Source organism: Rhizobium sp. 01T437, from assembly GCF_056398505.1.
The window spans coordinates 86,252-100,472 of sequence record NZ_JBFTPM010000014.1 but is presented as its reverse complement, the minus strand read 5'-3'; the positions used below and the strand labels follow the sequence as shown (position 1 = coordinate 100,472).

Sequence of the window (14,221 nt, the reverse complement as noted above, 5' to 3'; positions counted from 1 at the left end):
GATTGTCGTTGGTGTCTCATATCTCGCGCCAGGGCGGGTCTCATCGGTGATGGATCTCAGAGCCAAGGCACCCAGCGCCAACAGCGCCGCTACGCGGCCTCAAGCCCGTGAATACGCCTGATTTCCTCGGCGACCAGTGCCTGGAGCCGCCATAGATTTCGATCGCGGATGCCCTTCTCTTCGAGATGCTTGACGGTGAGATAGAGATATTCGGCACAGGACCCCATATGGCCGCAGGCCCTGGCCAGAACCTCGGCGACGCTTTCCAGAGGCAGTCCGCGCAGAACGCGCTTGCCTTTCGGCCCGGCCCAGAACACCAGGGCGCGCAAAGGTCCCTGTGGCGTTTCGATCGGAACCCATCGGATGAAGGAGGAGTCGGTGATCGTGCCAATCTCCCTGCGGATCATGCGACGGATCTGCCCCATGCGGTCTTCTTCCGAGAGCCTGTAGGCGACGCCGTTGCATTGCCCGCCCTGATCGAGCGCCATCATCAGACCGGGAACGGCATCGGTCGCCCGCCACCGCGTCATCTGCAGGCAAAAGGACCTGTGCCAGCCGCGGGCACGGGCGTGCTGCCATTCCACCGCGTCGAAGTCCGGCTTCCAGATCAGCGAGCCATAGGCAAAAATCCATAGCGGCCGGCCCACGGCCTCACGGTGTAGTCTCTCCGAAAGAGCCTGAAGTTCCCCGTCGCTCAGCGGAACACGATTGGGATCCGGTCCGGGATCGGCTTCCAGCCTCAGGCTGAGTGAGACGAGATCAGCCGTCAGCGCCATCGTACGCAAGCCTGCGGGATGGTTCTTTCCTTCCGAGGCGGCCTCATGGATCGGTAAGGCTTTCGACAAGAGCGCCCGCATCCTAGTGGACCGTGAACTGGCTGAAATAGGCCTGTCGCTCACGCACTGCCCGGATCAGCAAGGCGGCCTCGCGCATGATCGCATTGAAGGTCGCATCGTCGGCCGATGCGATGCCGTCCGACATAGTCTGGAGAATTCCGATCAGGCGTCCGACGGATTCCTGCGATACCCCATTCTGGCCTTCCAGCCCTTCGGCAAGAGCGGCGAGCGTTCTCACAATCTCGTCAATGATCTGACGGCGGCGCGCCTGGCTTGCCGGCAGATCGCCAGCTCCAGCTAACGCCGTTTCTTCCAAGTCCCTGTCCATCATGGCTCGCCGCTTCATCGTCGTCGATCAAATCAGTCCGAGGACGAGCGCCAGAATGAAGGCAAACGATCCGGCTGCCGCAGCCTGATGGAGGCGCAGACAGACGGGAGAGAGCCAGTCGGCGCGATGTCGCGGCAAGAAGCGCTGATGATTGTCGACAATTGCCATTGTCGCCTCCGTTAGTACCAGATTGGAGCTGCCGCTCGCCAAAAGGAAAGCTCGTATTCAAGTGCCGTCTGGCTGTCTTCACCCTCAAGACCGGGCGATCCGATCTTTTGTCCGTGCACCCGCCGGTCAAAAAGTCGGGCAATTCTCGCAGCGAGACGGACAAGCATGCCTCGTGTCATAGCAAACCTCCTCGATCGGCCGGTTGTTACGGAGACAGTTCGGTTCGCCTGGCGCTCAAAAGCAGGTCGCGAGGCGACGCCATCTTTCCGAACAGTTTCAGCAGGCGATTTTCTTCAGACTTCGCCAGCCGGTAGCGTCGCGAGAAGTCGAAGACGCTCCACAGTTCCTCGCTCGTTGGCTCAGTCGCGGTCTTTTCCTGCAATCTCTGGTGCATGACCGCCCCCTATTCTACGGCATACAGCGCAGGGCGAGAGCCTGGGAAGAATGCGTCGATCTCGCTTATGACCTCGTCTATGCGCTTGGAAAGCTGCTCGGAGGAAACGGCGTAGTCGGCAAAATCCCGATCGGACCCGTAGATCGCAGTCGGCAGGGTATGAGACATGAAGAAGCCGAACAACGGGCGCAGTTGATGTTCGACCATCAGCGCGTGCCGGTCGCCGCCGCCCGTCGCGGTGATGATGATCGGCTTTGCCCGCAGCTCGCGCGGATCAATCAGATCGATCAGATGTTTGAAGAGACCTGGATAGGAACCTTTGTAGGTGGGGGAGCCGACGATCAGCAAATCAGCGCTGACGATCTCGGAGATCACGGCCTCGGCCTGTCCGTCAAGATCTTTGCGCCAGGTGGCGTCTCCGAGGGAAGGTCCGACATCGAGCATGTCGTAAACCTTGCTGGTAAAACCATGTTTGTCGCTCGCGATGCGGGCGATATGGCTCACGAGCGCCAGGGTCTTGGAGGGACGGTTGAAGCTGCCTGCGATTCCAACGAGTTTGAGAGCGGCCATCGGCTTTCCTTTCGTTGAAATCACTATTGTCTATAAAAATACTGGACTAAAGAAACGACAGTTTACGATCGATGCAATGGGCGAAAAAAATGCCTCTTTCTCCGGCGGCTTGAAGGGTCTTCATCGCATCGTTCCATCTGTGGCCGTGCGGCGTTGAGCCGGTCGATGCTTGTGTTTCAAGCGCCGATGCGGGCTGCGGCGGGAGCCGCAGGCGTGCTCGCGTCACCAGCCCGCGCAGGATCCTGCGGATAGGGCAGCCCATAACGGTCACGAACCGTCTTGCCTTCATATTCCCGCCGATAGACGCCGCGATCCTGCAGGATGGGAATGACCTTTTCGACAAATTCCTCGATATCATCAGGGGCGCGGGGTGGCTGGAGCGTGTATCCATCCACGGTACCGTCCGCCCAGAGATCGATGATGTCGTCAGCCACTTCCTCCGCGGTCCCGAGCAGGAGGCGATGATGGCCCTCCGACCTGCGCACCGCTTGTCTCGCGGTCAGCGTCTCATGCGTCAGAAGGTCAGACAGACCAAGCCCCATGCCCACGGCCTGCAGGCGGTTGGGATCGGGGATGAACCGTTCGGCATCCAGCACGGCGTCGGGATCGAAACCGGTCGGGTCGATGCCGTTCTCTTTGGCGAATCGCGCGAGCAATCCGTCTTCCGAGCCCGTGCCGCTATAAAGCTCGTGCTTGCGCAGCGCTTCCTCGCGGCTTTCGCCGAGGATGACGACAAGACCGGGCACGATGCGGATACCCGACGGATCGCGACCGATTGCGGCGGCGCGGTCCCTCACCTTTGCGCCGAAAGCCCGGCCTGCACCGCGCGAAAGGATGTTGCAATAGATGATTTCACCGTGACGCGCGGCAAGTTCGATACCCCCCTCGGATGCACCGGCCTGGGCGATGACGGGATGTCCCTGCGGCCCTTTCGGCACGTTGAGCGGCCCTCTGACCGAAAAGTAAGCGCCCTGGTGATCGATCGTATGTGAACTTCCCGCGTCCCAGAAACGGTTTTCAGGCACCTCGCCCTCGCGCGCCGGGTCCCAGCTCGCCCAGAGCTCCTTGGCGACATCAAGGAATTCGGAGGCTTTGGCATAGCGCTCGCTGCGCGGCGGCAGCGGCTCGGAACCGAAATTGGCGGCGACATTCGGGTTGAAGGAGGACACGACGTTCACGATCAGCCGGCCGCCCGAAATGATATCGGTCGACTGCACCCGCCGGGCAAAATTGAACGGCGAATTATAGGTCGAGGACATCGTCACGACGAAACCGATATCCGGCACCTGTGCCGAAAGGGCGGTGCAGAGGATCAGCGGATCGATCGTGTGAAAGGGGCGGCTCGCGGGATCGGTCATCAGCGCCGGATGATCGGAAAAGAAGGCCGCATCGAAGCGCCCCTTGTGCGCAAGCTCGGTCAGCCGGCGGTAATATTCCGGGTCGTTGATGTCGTGCCGGCTGCCACTCCTGTATTTCCAGGCATTGGCTAGATAACCGGTGGTGTTGATGCCGACGTTGAGATTGAGTTTGCGGGCCGGTGTCGTCATTGTCAGGCAACCTCGCTGCTCGGGCCGAATGGTGTGATGATCTTGCGGTAACCGACGGCAGCCGGCTTCTTGCCGGAGACGGCGAACTCGCCGACGACGCGATCGTGATAGATGCGCGGATTGTGCGAGGTGATCGTGCGGGCGTTTCGCCAATGGCGGTCGAGCGCCGTGGCACGCTTGGCCGCGGATGCGCCAAGGGCATCGAAGAGAACCGTCGTCGCCTCGAGGATGAGCGTCGAGATGACGGTGACCGCCTGGCTCGTTTCGATATCTGCAAGAAGGTGGATATCGGTTTGGTCAGGATCCACGCCGGCGATATTGGCTTCAAAGGATCGCTGCAGGGCTTGCGCGACATTGAGCACGATCGCGCCGGCAGCATAGGCCGGCCCCCTGACACGGCCGACCACTTCAAGCACCTGCGGATCTTCCGCGCTCGTCGCTCCATTCCCGCGCGGGTAGATCCGCGCCCGGCTGCCGACATGGCGGGCGAGCTCCTTGGCAGCAGCCCGGCCGATCCCGGCAAGGCTTGCCAGGTGGACGAGCTGGAAGAAGGCAGGCGTATAGGGAAAACGAGCCGAATCCGGTTTGATGTGGACGCCCTTCAGCCTGACGTTCTTGAACCGCGCGGTGCCGCTGCCGCTCATGGCCTGCCCGAAGCCATCCCAATCGTCGAGAATCTCCACGCCGGACACCGACGTGGGCACGAGAGCGGCGACCGGTGAACCCGATCCGTCGACGGCGGCGAGGTTGATCCAGTCGGCATAGATCGAGCCGGTGGTATAAAACTTCTCGCCGTTCAGGCGATAGAAATCGCCATCCGGCACGATTGTCGTGGAATGGTCCCCGACCTTGAGGCCGGCGAGCTCCGAAAAGCCGCTGCCGATCATCTCGCCGCGCCCGAGGCGAGTCAGCCACTCATCCTGCCAGCTATTGTTCGGGGCATTGAGGAGATCCTCCGTGAAGCCCAGATGGCTGCGGAAGATATTGGTGATATTGGGATCGGCCGCCGCGAGCTCGATCAGCAGCGCAAAAAGCTCCGGCAAGGTGACCTCGAGACCGCCGTAGACCGCCGGGATACGCAAGGCGCCGAAGCCCGCCTCCCGCAGCCATCGGACTTCCTCGAAGGGCAAGCGCCGCTGCTGATCCCTTTCGATCGCCGCCTCCCCTATCCGATCGAAAATGGGACGGAATCGTGCGGCAATTTCCTCATAGCGCGCCGAGGGGCCACGGCCCCAGCCTTCATCGATCCTGGTCATCAACACGCTTCCTCAATGTCTATGATTGTTCGGTTCTGGCGTTTTGACTGCCGGCTCGCTCACGCCCAGCCAGTCGAGCAGTTGCAGGCGAAGCCGGTTGAAGCCTACGCTACCGGTCAAGCGGGGTCGTGGCAGATCGACCGTCGCTTCGTGCGCCACCACCCCGTCTCGCATCACCAGCACCCGGTCGGCAAGCAGCAGCGCCTCTTCGACGTCATGGGTGACGAGGAGCACCGCTTGGCGATGTTTTTGCCAGAGATCGGCGACGAGGGCCTGCGCCTTCAGCCGCGTCAGCGCGTCCAGCGCCCCGAAGGGTTCATCGAGCAGCAGCAAATGCGGATTGCGCACAAGCGCGCGCGCCAGCGATGCACGCTGGGCCTCCCCGCCGGAAAGATCCTTCGGCCAGGCATCGCCGCGATGGACCAATCCCACTTCGGCAAGCGCCGTCTCCGCCCTCGCCCGGTTACCGCTCCTGCCGAGTCCGGCCACGACATTGCTCCAGACCCGCTTCCAGGGAAAGAGCCGCGGCGACTGGAACGCCACGCCGCGGCGCGGCGAGACAAAGACATCGCCCTCAATCTCATGATCCAGATCTGCCAGAATGCGCAGCAGCGTACTCTTGCCACAGCCGCTCGCGCCCAGCAGGGCGACGAATTCCCCGTGTCTGATTTCGAGGTCGAGATGATCAATGACGGTGCGCGGCCCAAAGCAGCGCACAAGCCCGTGGACGCTGACCGAGAGGCCCGTCGGAGACGGCGCGTGAAAGGACATGCTCATGCTCCATCGAAGCTATGACGCCATCTGAGCAGCACGCGCTCGAGCAGCCGGACGATGAGGTCGGCCGAAAGCCCGAGAAGCGCGTAGATGACGAGGCAAAGGATGATGATGTCGACGCGATAGACTTCGCGTGCGTGGGTGATCAGATAGCCGAGACCGCCTTGCGCATTGACCGTCTCGGCAAATACCAGCGCCAGCCAGGCAGATCCCAGCGAGTACCGCAGGCCGACGAGCAGGTTCGGAAGTGCTCCCGGCAAAATGACCTGGAAGATCAGCACGGTTCGCCCGAAGGAGAGCGTGCGCGCTGCCTCGATGAGGGTTTTGTCGACATTGCGGATCCCGGCGAAAGTATTGATGTAGAGTGGAAACGTCACGGCGAAGGCGACGAGCGTGATCTTCGGTGTTTCGTCGATACCGAGCCAGATGATCAGGAGCGGCACGAGGCCGGCCCAGGGGAGCGTGCGCGCCATCTGCATCGGCGCATCGATGAGGTCCTCTCCGAGGCGCAGGAGGCCGGAGATGACCGCGAGGCCGACGCCGATCACGAAGCCGAAACAAAAGCCGATGACGACCCGCTGGAGCGACAGCAAAAGGGCTTCCGACAGGTCGCCGCTCGTGATCATGTCGAGGAGGGTTGCCCAGAGTGTGCCCGGTCCCGGAAACAGGTCTTGCGAAATCCAGCCATAGCGCGTGGCGAGCCACCAGGCGACCACGAGCGCAGCAGGTCCGAGGCTCTTGCCGAAGCCCCGCGGGAGGGAAGCCGTTTTCTGCTTGCCTGCCGGAACGATACGTTCAAGACCGGCAACCGGGCGAGGATCGGACACGCCCGATCCGGGTAGCGCCGATTGCCCCTCGGAAAGGCTGGTGAGCAACGCCATCAATTCGTCTTTGCCAGCTTCTTGTTCTCATCACGGATTACGTCGCCAAAATCCTCGAGGACATAGTCCTCGACCCTGAAATCGCGCTTGAACTGGCCGTTTTCATGAAAATAGGCGACTTCCTTCTGCCAGCCAGCGAGCACGTCGTCATCGGTTGCGGGAACATACTCCACCCGCGAGCGGCTGGCCTGGAGGTTTGCCGCATCGAGCGAGATCTGCGACAGCTTGGTGACCTGCTCGGCCCATTCCGTCGGATGGGCGTTCACCCAGGCTTGCGCCCGGATGATGCGACGCGCCAGGTCCTCGAGAGCGGCCTTGCGGGCCGCATCCTCGACGGAGGACGTCGGCGCGTAGAGGACGCCCGCCGTGTCGATCACCTTGCTCAGCGGTTTCAGAATGCGCGCGCCATGCTGCTGCTGGGCGATCGCCGTGTTCGGATCCCAAACCACGAAAGCATCGACCTGACTGTTGACCAGCGCCGAGAGGCCGTCCGTCGTGTTGAGGTTCAGGATCAGCTTGTCGTCCCATGGCACGCCGGCCTGTTCCAGCGCCTTGGCGAATTGATAGTGCTGCTTCGTGAAATAGGGCAAAGCGACCTTGTGACCCTTCAAATCGGCAACGTCTTTCAAGGGGGAATCGCCGCGCACAAGGATGGCGCTGCCGCTTTCCTTGCGCTCCCGCGTGCCGGCGAGGATCGTCACTTTCACGCCATTGGCAATCGCCGCCAGCACGCCGGTGTCACCGCCTGCTGCAATATCGACATGTCCGGCGCGCAGCGCTTCAACGAGTGGCGGTGTGGAATCGAAATCCGCCCATTTGATCTTATAGGGAAGATTTTCGATTTCGTTGGCCGCGATCAGCTGGCGGTGCAGGCCCGTCTTGTTCGGGGTGCCGACCGTCAAGGTCACGCTCGAGAGGTCGGGGGCGTCCTGCGCCCAGGACGCACCGGCAGATAGGCTGGCAAGGGCGATGCCAAGGCCAGCGCGGCGGATCAGCACGGTAATGTCTTTCAATCTCACTCTTCGTTCCTCCTGACCGATCGGCCCTGTGGCGCTCCAATGAGCGCAGCGCCGGTGAATGACGGTCAAAAACCTACGAGAGGCAGGAAATGCTGGTAAGAAAATAAACTCTATAGATTTTATAGATTGTGAAAATGCTTTTCTGGTTTTGGTCTGTGCTCGCACCGACCGGCTTCGAAACGGCATGGCCCGGCCGCTAGTCTTGAGCCATCACCAAAGGACAAGGAGACCGACCATGGGCCAGAAGACGATTTCCCGCGAGACATTCCGGCATTGGCTTGCAGATGGGAACGAGCTTGCAGTTCTCGATATCCGCGAGCCCGACGTTGTGGGTTACGCCTCGCCGCTCTTTGCCACTAATCTGCCGACCGACAGAGTTGTACGTGAACTTTCGCGTTTCGTGCCGCGCAAGGTCGTCCGCACCGTGCTCGCCGACGGCGGCGATGGGGCGGCCGAGCGCCTGGCCGCGGAACTTGCAGTTGCCGGATGGCCGAACATCTTCGCGCTCGACGGCGGCATTCCCGGCTGGACGGCAGATGGCGAAGAGGCCGAATTGCCTACATTCGATACGCCTGGCGTCGACTTTACCCTTGCAGTCAAGGAGGAAAAGGGCACGCCGGTCATCTCTGCCGATGAATTGAAGCGACTTCGCGATGCCGGTGAAGATGTTATCGTCATCGACACCCGCACCGTACCCGAGTTTGCGCGTGAGCACGTGCCGGGCGCCGTCAGCGTGCCCGGTGCGGAACTGGTATTGCGCTTCAAGGACGTGGTGCCCTCCGAAAAGACGAGGGTCGTTGTCTCTTGCGCCGGCCTGCCGCGCGCCATCCTCGGCGCACAGACGCTGATCGACGCTCAAGTTCCCAACAAGGTGTCCTATCTTCACGACGGGACCAAGGCCTGGACGGCAGCCGGCCTCAACCTGGAGACGGGCAAGACGCGCACCTACGGACAGGCCAGCGAGACGGCTGTCGAATTTGCCCGCCGCCAGATCGGCATCTTGAGCAGCGGGGATAATCTCCCCGAAATCGATATCACGACCGCAAGGGCATGGGCTGCCGATCCCGATCGCACCACCTACCTGCTCGATGTCAGGACGCCGGAGGAATTCGAAACCGGCCATCTCAATGGCACGCTGTCTTCGGAAGGCGGCCAGCTGCTCGGTGTGGCCTATAGGACCATCGCGGTCAGAGGGGCTCGCGTCGTGCTTGTCGACGACCTCATCGGCGCACGCGCGCGCATCGTGGCCCACTGGCTGCAACGACGTGGTTATGAAATCGCCATCCTGTTGATCGATTTTGCGTCGCAGGAATTAAGCAACGTGGCCTGACGCGCAGGCGCTCTGCACTGACCTTGACCGGAACCGCATCGGCCGGAGATCCAGGAAAAGAGCTGTTAATGGATCTCCGGCCGATTAGACCACATTCCCATCGTCAAACCGTTCAACGGACTTTGCGGATGCCAGCGTAGCCATCGTCGAACGACGGTTCGTATGGCGTTCGCGCGCGGGCCGCCTATTGTTCCCGTGCGAAGACCCGGGACCGCAGGATCTTGAGATAGCCTTGGGAGGAGCGCGACCGTCAGGTCGGGCTCCGCATCGACCTCCAGGGTCTGGCCCGATGGGGTGAGAGCGACGAGCCGACGGGAACCCGGACGGTCCAAAACCCTGCTGATCGTTGCAGGAATGCCTCCCGCCTCGTTTGGTGCCCAGGCAAGATCGTTGGGGCGCAGGAGGATCTCGGCGGGGCCATCGGCGCAACCGGGAGCGTCGACCAGCAGTCCGTCGAAGGCTGCCCGGCCTCTATTCACCGTTGTTTCGATCACATTGGTATCGCCGAGGAAGCGCATGATGAAGGCAGAGGCCGGATTGCGGCAGATCTCTTCAGGTGTTCCTTGCTGGACGATCTTGCCCTCATTCAGGATGACGACACGATCGGCAAGATCAAGCGCCTCCTCCTGATCGTGGGTGACGAATAATGTGGTAATCCCGAGTTCCTCGTGGATCTCCCGCAACCAGCGGCGCAGGTCTCGCCTGACATTGGCGTCCAGAGCGCCGAACGGCTCATCGAGCAGCAGCACCTTGGGATCGACGGCAAGGGCGCGCGCCAAGGCTACGCGTTGTTTCTGGCCGCCGGAAATCTGACCGGGAAACCGCCGCTCCAGGCCCTCAAGGCGCACGAGGCGCACGAGGCGCAACAGATCATTTACGCGTTCCGCAATCTCGGCCTTGGTGCGCTTGGCCGCCCGTGCCGTTCTCATCGAGACTTTCCCATTGGCAGGGGTGATCCATTTCGCGATCAGCTTCAGCGCATCACGCTTCAGCCAATGGCTCGAACGGCGCCTGCAACGCGGCCATGTCGGCACGAGCGGGCAGGAGTAGCGTAGCGGCCCGCCATCGGCGAGAGTGGGCTATTGCCCGCGCCATGGCAGGCCTTGCGACTTGCGCTATGTTCTCATCAAGCACTCTGGCTTGAGGTTTCTTTTCCGGAGGATTGCTGACAACGCCCGCAAGTACAAGGAGACGATCAATGGCAACAGTCAGGCTTCTGAGCGACGAAGAAGCGGCTGCAATTCCTGCCGTGAAAATGGTGTTCGACGACATCAGAGCGACGCGTCAGACCGATTTCATCAACAATTTCTGGCGGGCGCTCGCCAATGATCCTGCGAACCTGAAACGTGTCTGGGAGACCGTGAAATCGGTAATGGGAACTCCTGGAACCCTCGATCCGCTGACCCGCGAAATGATCTACATAGCGGTCTCCGCCGCCAATGCCTGCCAATACTGCGTGCAATCCCATACCGCAGCTGCGCGCGCACGCGGGATGACGGACGCCCAGCACGGCGAACTACTGACGATCATCGGCCTTGCCGCGCAGACAAACCACCTTGCGCTCGCAATGCAGGTTCCGCCCGATCCGGCGTTCGATGTCCACTGAGCGAAAGGGCATCGAGAAAACTGCCGAAGTCAGAAAATCCTGTAAATTTAGAACAATTTCTTACAGATAGGCGGAGTTCTAGGACAACTTCGAATACCTTTCCGTTTTTGCCAATGCTATAGTCTATATAAATTGTAGACTATTATTGACGCTTCGCTTCCTGATATTGGCCTCGGCCGGTTCAGTCGCTGCGAAGCTCAACGGAGAGGCGCCATGAGCAGGCAGGTTATCGAGTATGACGGATTGCCGGTCGGCATCGTCGTGCCGGACAGTGATAGGTTGAAGTTCATTGCCGTCAGATATGAGGTCTACGATCTCGATGAGCAACGGTTTGCGTCCGCATCGGATGTCCTGCGCGCCATCCACATTCTGATGGCGGGCCGCAGGACAACGGCAAGACAGGCAGCCTGACAGGAGGCCTCCCAATGGGGCGACTGCGACGCATACTTCGACTGGCGGTACGCCACCGCGAGCTGGAACGGGGTCTCATCATCAACGAGTTTCGAGCCCTGTTTCTCGACGACTTCGACGCGGGCATCGCCGAGGCGGAGATGCGGACAAGCTTGCGGGAAGTCTCCGATGAGATTTCCTTCCTAAATCGTCGCTCTCGCTAGGCACCACAGCAGCCTCGTCATGGCAGGGCTAGATCATCGTCACGTTGATCAGGAAACAGGAAGAGGCTAGCCGTGGCGATCCTGCCGTACGGCAGCGAATTGTCGTGCGTGCCGAGCCGGTTGAAGCCGGCAAGCCAGCCGTTGTTCGTACCGTTCGTCGTGAAGGAGAGCACCTAGGCCATCCAACGGGAGCGAACCTCAGATACGCATACTCCAGTTCCCCATCACACGGATGTCGCCTGCACCGCGTGCGTGACGTTGCCAATCCATTCATTCAGCGACGCAGCGGCGGCATGGCTCTGTGAGACGATCTGCGGCACCAGATCGATATCGGCAACACTGCCAAGACCCAGGAGGCCCATCGCAAAAAGACCCCGAACTGAACGGTGCGCAGCAATAGTGCGCCCGCATTCATCGGCGACGAGACCAAGTTCGAGTGCATCGCGCTTTGCCAGACCGCAGGCAACAACGGATCTTATAAGGGAACTATCATTGCTGGACGGACGAAACCGGCAGTCCACCGTGAAATCGGCGTGAAGTACTTCGAGGCCTTGCGAGACCGACAGCAACACGCCATTGCTGGCAATGCGTTCAACCTTGCCCTTCCTCAATGTGATGGCGCCACTTTCGATAGCCTGATGCAGGTGCCTGTAATCGTCTGGCGGCAACCGGTGGCGATGGCTGTCATACACTGCTTTCACATGGCGTTTGAACCTTGCGCGTTCATCCGGCCTCAACTCCTCCCAAAGCTCGCGTGCCTGTAGCCGAAACCCGTTCATGATGCCCTGCCATCCAGAACCCTCAGCGTCCGCCCGCGTTGCCGCATCGCGCAGATAGCGGAACGCACCACGCAGCGTTCGCGGGATGGGTTCGCCCGCAGCCGCGGATCCGACTGCCGCCTGGGCATGTGATTGCGGCAGAAAGCCGGATTCGGAAATGAGATTGATATGAGGGACCTTGCCGTCTTTCAGAAGCGCAAGGGCCTGCCCCACGGCTTTGACACCGCCTCCGATCACGACACCGCTTTGGGCTTCGACGGGTATCGTGGGCTTCTCCAGACTGTCGCGCAAACCATAGCCCGTCGCCAAGAAGACGACGTCGAAATGCTTCCTCTGGTCATTGCCGAAAAAAACAGAAAAGCCCATCTGCGGATGGCGATCGACTGCGGTAACGATCTCCGGAAGGAATTGAACAACCACGTCTGGCCGTGCCATCAACGCCTCAGCGAAACGCTTGTAGACGTAGTTGCCAAACACCCGTTCCGGAACGAATGAGTGCTCGAGCCCTGCAGAATTGGCGGGAAGGCCACCATGCCAATCCCCGTCTGCTTCCAGCCAGCTCTGGAAGTCGTCCCTGCGCCTGGGATCGACGGACAAGTCACGAACACGACTGTTCAGTACCGTTGCCACAGCATGGTTTACGCCCTCTCCGACATCGATCTTGGGTCGAGGATCGAACATTATCAGGTGAAAAGGACGATCGATGCCTTTGAACAGAGCGATTGCGGTCATGATGCCGGTAAAGCCCCGGCCGACGATCGCAATTCTTGCAAGGCGGTCCACGTCTTTCCCCTGAGGGGCAAAAGAGTGGGGCGAGAGAAGAGTCATGCGTTGGCTCCTTCTGCGTCGGATCAGCTCGGTTTACAAAAACATAGCCGGGACTGTTCTTGCCGCGTTAATCTCTACAAAGATGATAGACAATGGTCGCCGGATAGCAAGATGTATTCGGCAAGTCATCCTCGCCCAACCCCTCGCCACAGGACGCAAACCGTTTAATTCGCTGGGTAATTTCTCAAACGGGGCTGCCGCGAAATGCGACCTTTGACCTGCGTCGAAGGCAGAATTTTCTCTTTTTCTATCGAATATATAGGAAAATAAACGAGCTTTCGTCGTCGTCGCGAACCTTTGCAACCTCCCCCCGCGGCAGCAACCGGCCTAGCATCGCTCCCTACAATGGAGACGAGTGCTCGCGGTTTGAGGAGGTTGGCATGGCAGATTTGAACCGCAGCTTGAGTGATCTGTCAAAAGAACCGCCCCCGTCGTCAGACGTTTCCAGATTGTGGGACGCGCTTTGCGGTGAGGCGATGGATGCAGCCTCGAAGGATCCGTCCCTGGCCCGTACAATGAATTCCGCAGTTCTTTATCATGCGAGTTTTGCTCAGGCGCTCGCGCAGCGCATCGCCTTCAAACTTGCCAACCACGACCTTGATCAGGATGAGCTGTTGTCCGTGATCGCCCAGGCGCTGATCGGCAACCCGGATATCGTCGATCATGCTGCTGCGGATTTGGCGGCGATCAAGGAACGTGACCCCTCAAATGCGGAAATCCTGACGCCATTCCTATATTTCAAGGGATTCGTGGCTTTGCAGGGACAGCGTGTCGCGCATTGGCTTTGGCATCATGACCGCATCCATATGGCTCGGCACGTGCAAAGCCGCATTTCCGAAGTCTTTGGGGTCGATATTCATCCCGCTGCGAAAATGGGAAAGAGCATCATGCTCGATCATGGAAGCGGCCTCGTTATCGGCGAGACAGCGGTTGTCGAAGACGACGTATCGATCCTTCAAAACGTGACCTTGGGCGGAACCGGAAAGGAAAGCGGTGATCGCCATCCGAAAGTAAGGCGTGGGGCGCTTATCGGAGCCGGAGCAAAAATCCTCGGGAACGTAGAGATCGGCGTGGGCGCCAAAGTTGGGGCCGGCAGCGTGGTCGTCAGTTCCGTTGCGCCCTACACCTCCGTCGTCGGCATTCCGGCGACACCGACCGGAAAACGCCATTCAAGCCTTCCCGGCATCACGATGGATCAAGCGATGGCAGAGCCGGAATACATCATCTGATGCAGGCTTTCGCAGACGCTGCTGTCCCGGACCCTATCTCGAAGGGACTCTGGAGCGGATAT

At 60.4% G+C, this 14,221-nt stretch carries 18 protein-coding genes and 1 pseudogene; 6 read left to right on the top strand and 13 right to left on the bottom strand.

All coding sequences use genetic code 11. The features are described 5' to 3' along the window. Window positions 1–89 precede the first annotated feature (89 nt). From AC1DM5_RS25625 to msuE, 5 genes are all read right to left on the bottom strand, one after another. Window positions 90–776: a gamma-glutamylcyclotransferase gene (locus AC1DM5_RS25625; RefSeq protein WP_477820105.1), complete on the bottom strand. Its 687-nt coding sequence runs from the start codon at window positions 774–776 to the stop codon at window positions 90–92. Between the two features lie 82 nt (window positions 777–858). Further along, complete coding sequence (locus AC1DM5_RS25620) at window positions 859–1,167, bottom strand: hypothetical protein (protein ID WP_477820048.1); 309 nt, start codon at window positions 1,165–1,167, stop codon at window positions 859–861. Between the two features lie 24 nt (window positions 1,168–1,191). Next, window positions 1,192–1,332, bottom strand: coding sequence for a hypothetical protein (locus AC1DM5_RS25615; protein ID WP_477820047.1), 141 nt, complete (start codon window positions 1,330–1,332; stop codon window positions 1,192–1,194). A 205-nt stretch (window positions 1,333–1,537) separates the two neighbouring features. Beyond that, entirely contained in the window at window positions 1,538–1,726 is a 189-nt protein-coding gene (locus AC1DM5_RS25610) for a hypothetical protein (RefSeq protein ID WP_477820046.1), read from the bottom strand. A gap of 9 nt (window positions 1,727–1,735) precedes the next feature. Beyond that, entirely contained in the window at window positions 1,736–2,296 is a 561-nt protein-coding gene (gene msuE, locus AC1DM5_RS25605; protein WP_477820045.1) for an FMN reductase, read from the bottom strand. Between msuE and AC1DM5_RS25600 the strand changes: the two genes are divergently transcribed. Then, a complete protein-coding gene (locus tag AC1DM5_RS25600; RefSeq protein ID WP_477975968.1) occupies window positions 2,256–2,453 on the top strand; it encodes a hypothetical protein in 198 nt (65 codons plus the stop codon). The two genes, msuE and AC1DM5_RS25600, sit on opposite strands and share 41 nt — an antisense overlap. 19 nt (window positions 2,454–2,472) lie before the next feature. On the opposite strand, the gene AC1DM5_RS25595 is transcribed toward AC1DM5_RS25600, so the two are convergent. The 5 genes from AC1DM5_RS25595 to AC1DM5_RS25575 are packed head-to-tail and all read right to left on the bottom strand — an operon-like array spanning window position 2,473 to window position 7,773. Further along, the gene (locus AC1DM5_RS25595) at window positions 2,473–3,843 is read right to left on the bottom strand and encodes an NtaA/DmoA family FMN-dependent monooxygenase (RefSeq protein ID WP_477820044.1); all 1,371 of its coding nucleotides are present in this window, start codon (window positions 3,841–3,843) and stop codon (window positions 2,473–2,475) included. 2 nt (window positions 3,844–3,845) lie between these two features. Beyond that, entirely contained in the window at window positions 3,846–5,099 is a 1,254-nt protein-coding gene (locus AC1DM5_RS25590) for an acyl-CoA dehydrogenase family protein (protein ID WP_477820043.1), read from the bottom strand. Between the two features lie 12 nt (window positions 5,100–5,111). After that, window positions 5,112–5,876, bottom strand: coding sequence for an ABC transporter ATP-binding protein (locus tag AC1DM5_RS25585; protein WP_477820042.1), 765 nt, complete (start codon window positions 5,874–5,876; stop codon window positions 5,112–5,114). Continuing rightward, window positions 5,873–6,754: an ABC transporter permease gene (locus AC1DM5_RS25580; protein WP_477820041.1), complete on the bottom strand. Its 882-nt coding sequence runs from the start codon at window positions 6,752–6,754 to the stop codon at window positions 5,873–5,875. The genes AC1DM5_RS25585 and AC1DM5_RS25580 overlap by 4 nt, the downstream gene beginning before the upstream one ends. Then, on the bottom strand, window positions 6,754–7,773 hold the full coding sequence (locus tag AC1DM5_RS25575; RefSeq protein ID WP_477820040.1) for an ABC transporter substrate-binding protein: 1,020 nt from the start codon (window positions 7,771–7,773) through the stop codon (window positions 6,754–6,756). Before AC1DM5_RS25575 ends, AC1DM5_RS25580 begins: the two co-directional genes overlap by 1 nt. A 235-nt stretch (window positions 7,774–8,008) precedes the next feature. On the opposite strand from AC1DM5_RS25575, the gene AC1DM5_RS25570 reads away from it, so the two are divergent. Beyond that, window positions 8,009–9,103: a rhodanese-like domain-containing protein gene (locus AC1DM5_RS25570; RefSeq protein WP_477975949.1), complete on the top strand. Its 1,095-nt coding sequence runs from the start codon at window positions 8,009–8,011 to the stop codon at window positions 9,101–9,103. A gap of 184 nt (window positions 9,104–9,287) precedes the next feature. On the opposite strand, the pseudogene AC1DM5_RS25565 reads toward AC1DM5_RS25570, so the two are convergent. Further along, window positions 9,288–10,032, bottom strand: a pseudogene (locus tag AC1DM5_RS25565) (sulfate/molybdate ABC transporter ATP-binding protein); the annotation flags it as partial. A gap of 269 nt (window positions 10,033–10,301) precedes the next feature. Between AC1DM5_RS25565 and AC1DM5_RS25560 the strand changes: the two are divergent. From AC1DM5_RS25560 to AC1DM5_RS25550, 3 genes are all read left to right on the top strand, one after another. After that, on the top strand, window positions 10,302–10,709 hold the full coding sequence (locus AC1DM5_RS25560) for a carboxymuconolactone decarboxylase family protein (protein WP_113184984.1): 408 nt from the start codon (window positions 10,302–10,304) through the stop codon (window positions 10,707–10,709). A 213-nt stretch (window positions 10,710–10,922) separates the two neighbouring features. After that, window positions 10,923–11,120: a hypothetical protein gene (locus AC1DM5_RS25555; protein WP_477820038.1), complete on the top strand. Its 198-nt coding sequence runs from the start codon at window positions 10,923–10,925 to the stop codon at window positions 11,118–11,120. Between the two features lie 14 nt (window positions 11,121–11,134). Then, the gene (locus AC1DM5_RS25550; protein ID WP_477820037.1) at window positions 11,135–11,323 is read left to right on the top strand and encodes a hypothetical protein; all 189 of its coding nucleotides are present in this window, start codon (window positions 11,135–11,137) and stop codon (window positions 11,321–11,323) included. Window positions 11,324–11,340: 17 nt separating this feature from the next. On the opposite strand, the gene AC1DM5_RS25545 is transcribed toward AC1DM5_RS25550, so the two are convergent. Both AC1DM5_RS25545 and AC1DM5_RS25540 read right to left on the bottom strand, forming a co-directional pair. Next, window positions 11,341–11,496 carry a hypothetical protein gene (locus AC1DM5_RS25545; protein WP_477820036.1) on the bottom strand — a complete coding sequence of 52 codons (156 nt, stop codon included), beginning with the start codon at window positions 11,494–11,496 and terminating at the stop codon, window positions 11,341–11,343. 51 nt (window positions 11,497–11,547) lie between these two features. Then, window positions 11,548–12,885 (bottom strand): FAD/NAD(P)-binding protein, encoded by a 1,338-nt coding sequence (locus AC1DM5_RS25540; protein ID WP_477820035.1) that lies wholly within the window; start codon window positions 12,883–12,885, stop codon window positions 11,548–11,550. 425 nt (window positions 12,886–13,310) lie between these two features. Here AC1DM5_RS25540 and cysE point away from each other — a divergent pair, with 425 nt between their 5' ends. After that, window positions 13,311–14,159, top strand: a complete 849-nt coding sequence (cysE, locus tag AC1DM5_RS25535; protein ID WP_477820034.1) for a serine O-acetyltransferase — start codon at window positions 13,311–13,313, stop codon at window positions 14,157–14,159. Window positions 14,160–14,221: the final 62 nt, after the last annotated feature.

Excerpts from the sequence above, each read along its gene's own strand:
- AC1DM5_RS25580 (WP_477820041.1), bottom strand. The coding sequence starts at position 6,754 with ATGGCGTTGCTCACCAGCCTTTCCGAGGGGCAATCGGCGCTACCCGGA.
- AC1DM5_RS25550 (WP_477820037.1), top strand. The coding sequence starts at position 11,135 with ATGGGGCGACTGCGACGCATACTTCGACTGGCGGTACGCCACCGCGAG.
- AC1DM5_RS25595 (WP_477820044.1), bottom strand. The coding sequence starts at position 3,843 with ATGACGACACCGGCCCGCAAACTCAATCTCAACGTCGGCATCAACACC.
- AC1DM5_RS25625 (WP_477820105.1), bottom strand. The coding sequence starts at position 776 with ATGGCGCTGACGGCTGATCTCGTCTCACTCAGCCTGAGGCTGGAAGCC.
- AC1DM5_RS25585 (WP_477820042.1), bottom strand. The coding sequence starts at position 5,876 with ATGAGCATGTCCTTTCACGCGCCGTCTCCGACGGGCCTCTCGGTCAGC.
- AC1DM5_RS25560 (WP_113184984.1), top strand. The coding sequence starts at position 10,302 with ATGGCAACAGTCAGGCTTCTGAGCGACGAAGAAGCGGCTGCAATTCCT.
- AC1DM5_RS25615 (WP_477820047.1), bottom strand. The coding sequence starts at position 1,332 with ATGGCAATTGTCGACAATCATCAGCGCTTCTTGCCGCGACATCGCGCC.
- msuE (WP_477820045.1), bottom strand. The coding sequence starts at position 2,296 with ATGGCCGCTCTCAAACTCGTTGGAATCGCAGGCAGCTTCAACCGTCCC.
- AC1DM5_RS25610 (WP_477820046.1), bottom strand. The coding sequence starts at position 1,726 with ATGCACCAGAGATTGCAGGAAAAGACCGCGACTGAGCCAACGAGCGAG.
- AC1DM5_RS25620 (WP_477820048.1), bottom strand. The coding sequence starts at position 1,167 with ATGATGGACAGGGACTTGGAAGAAACGGCGTTAGCTGGAGCTGGCGAT.
- AC1DM5_RS25590 (WP_477820043.1), bottom strand. The coding sequence starts at position 5,099 with ATGACCAGGATCGATGAAGGCTGGGGCCGTGGCCCCTCGGCGCGCTAT.
- AC1DM5_RS25570 (WP_477975949.1), top strand. The coding sequence starts at position 8,009 with ATGGGCCAGAAGACGATTTCCCGCGAGACATTCCGGCATTGGCTTGCA.
- AC1DM5_RS25555 (WP_477820038.1), top strand. The coding sequence starts at position 10,923 with ATGAGCAGGCAGGTTATCGAGTATGACGGATTGCCGGTCGGCATCGTC.
- cysE (WP_477820034.1), top strand. The coding sequence starts at position 13,311 with ATGGCAGATTTGAACCGCAGCTTGAGTGATCTGTCAAAAGAACCGCCC.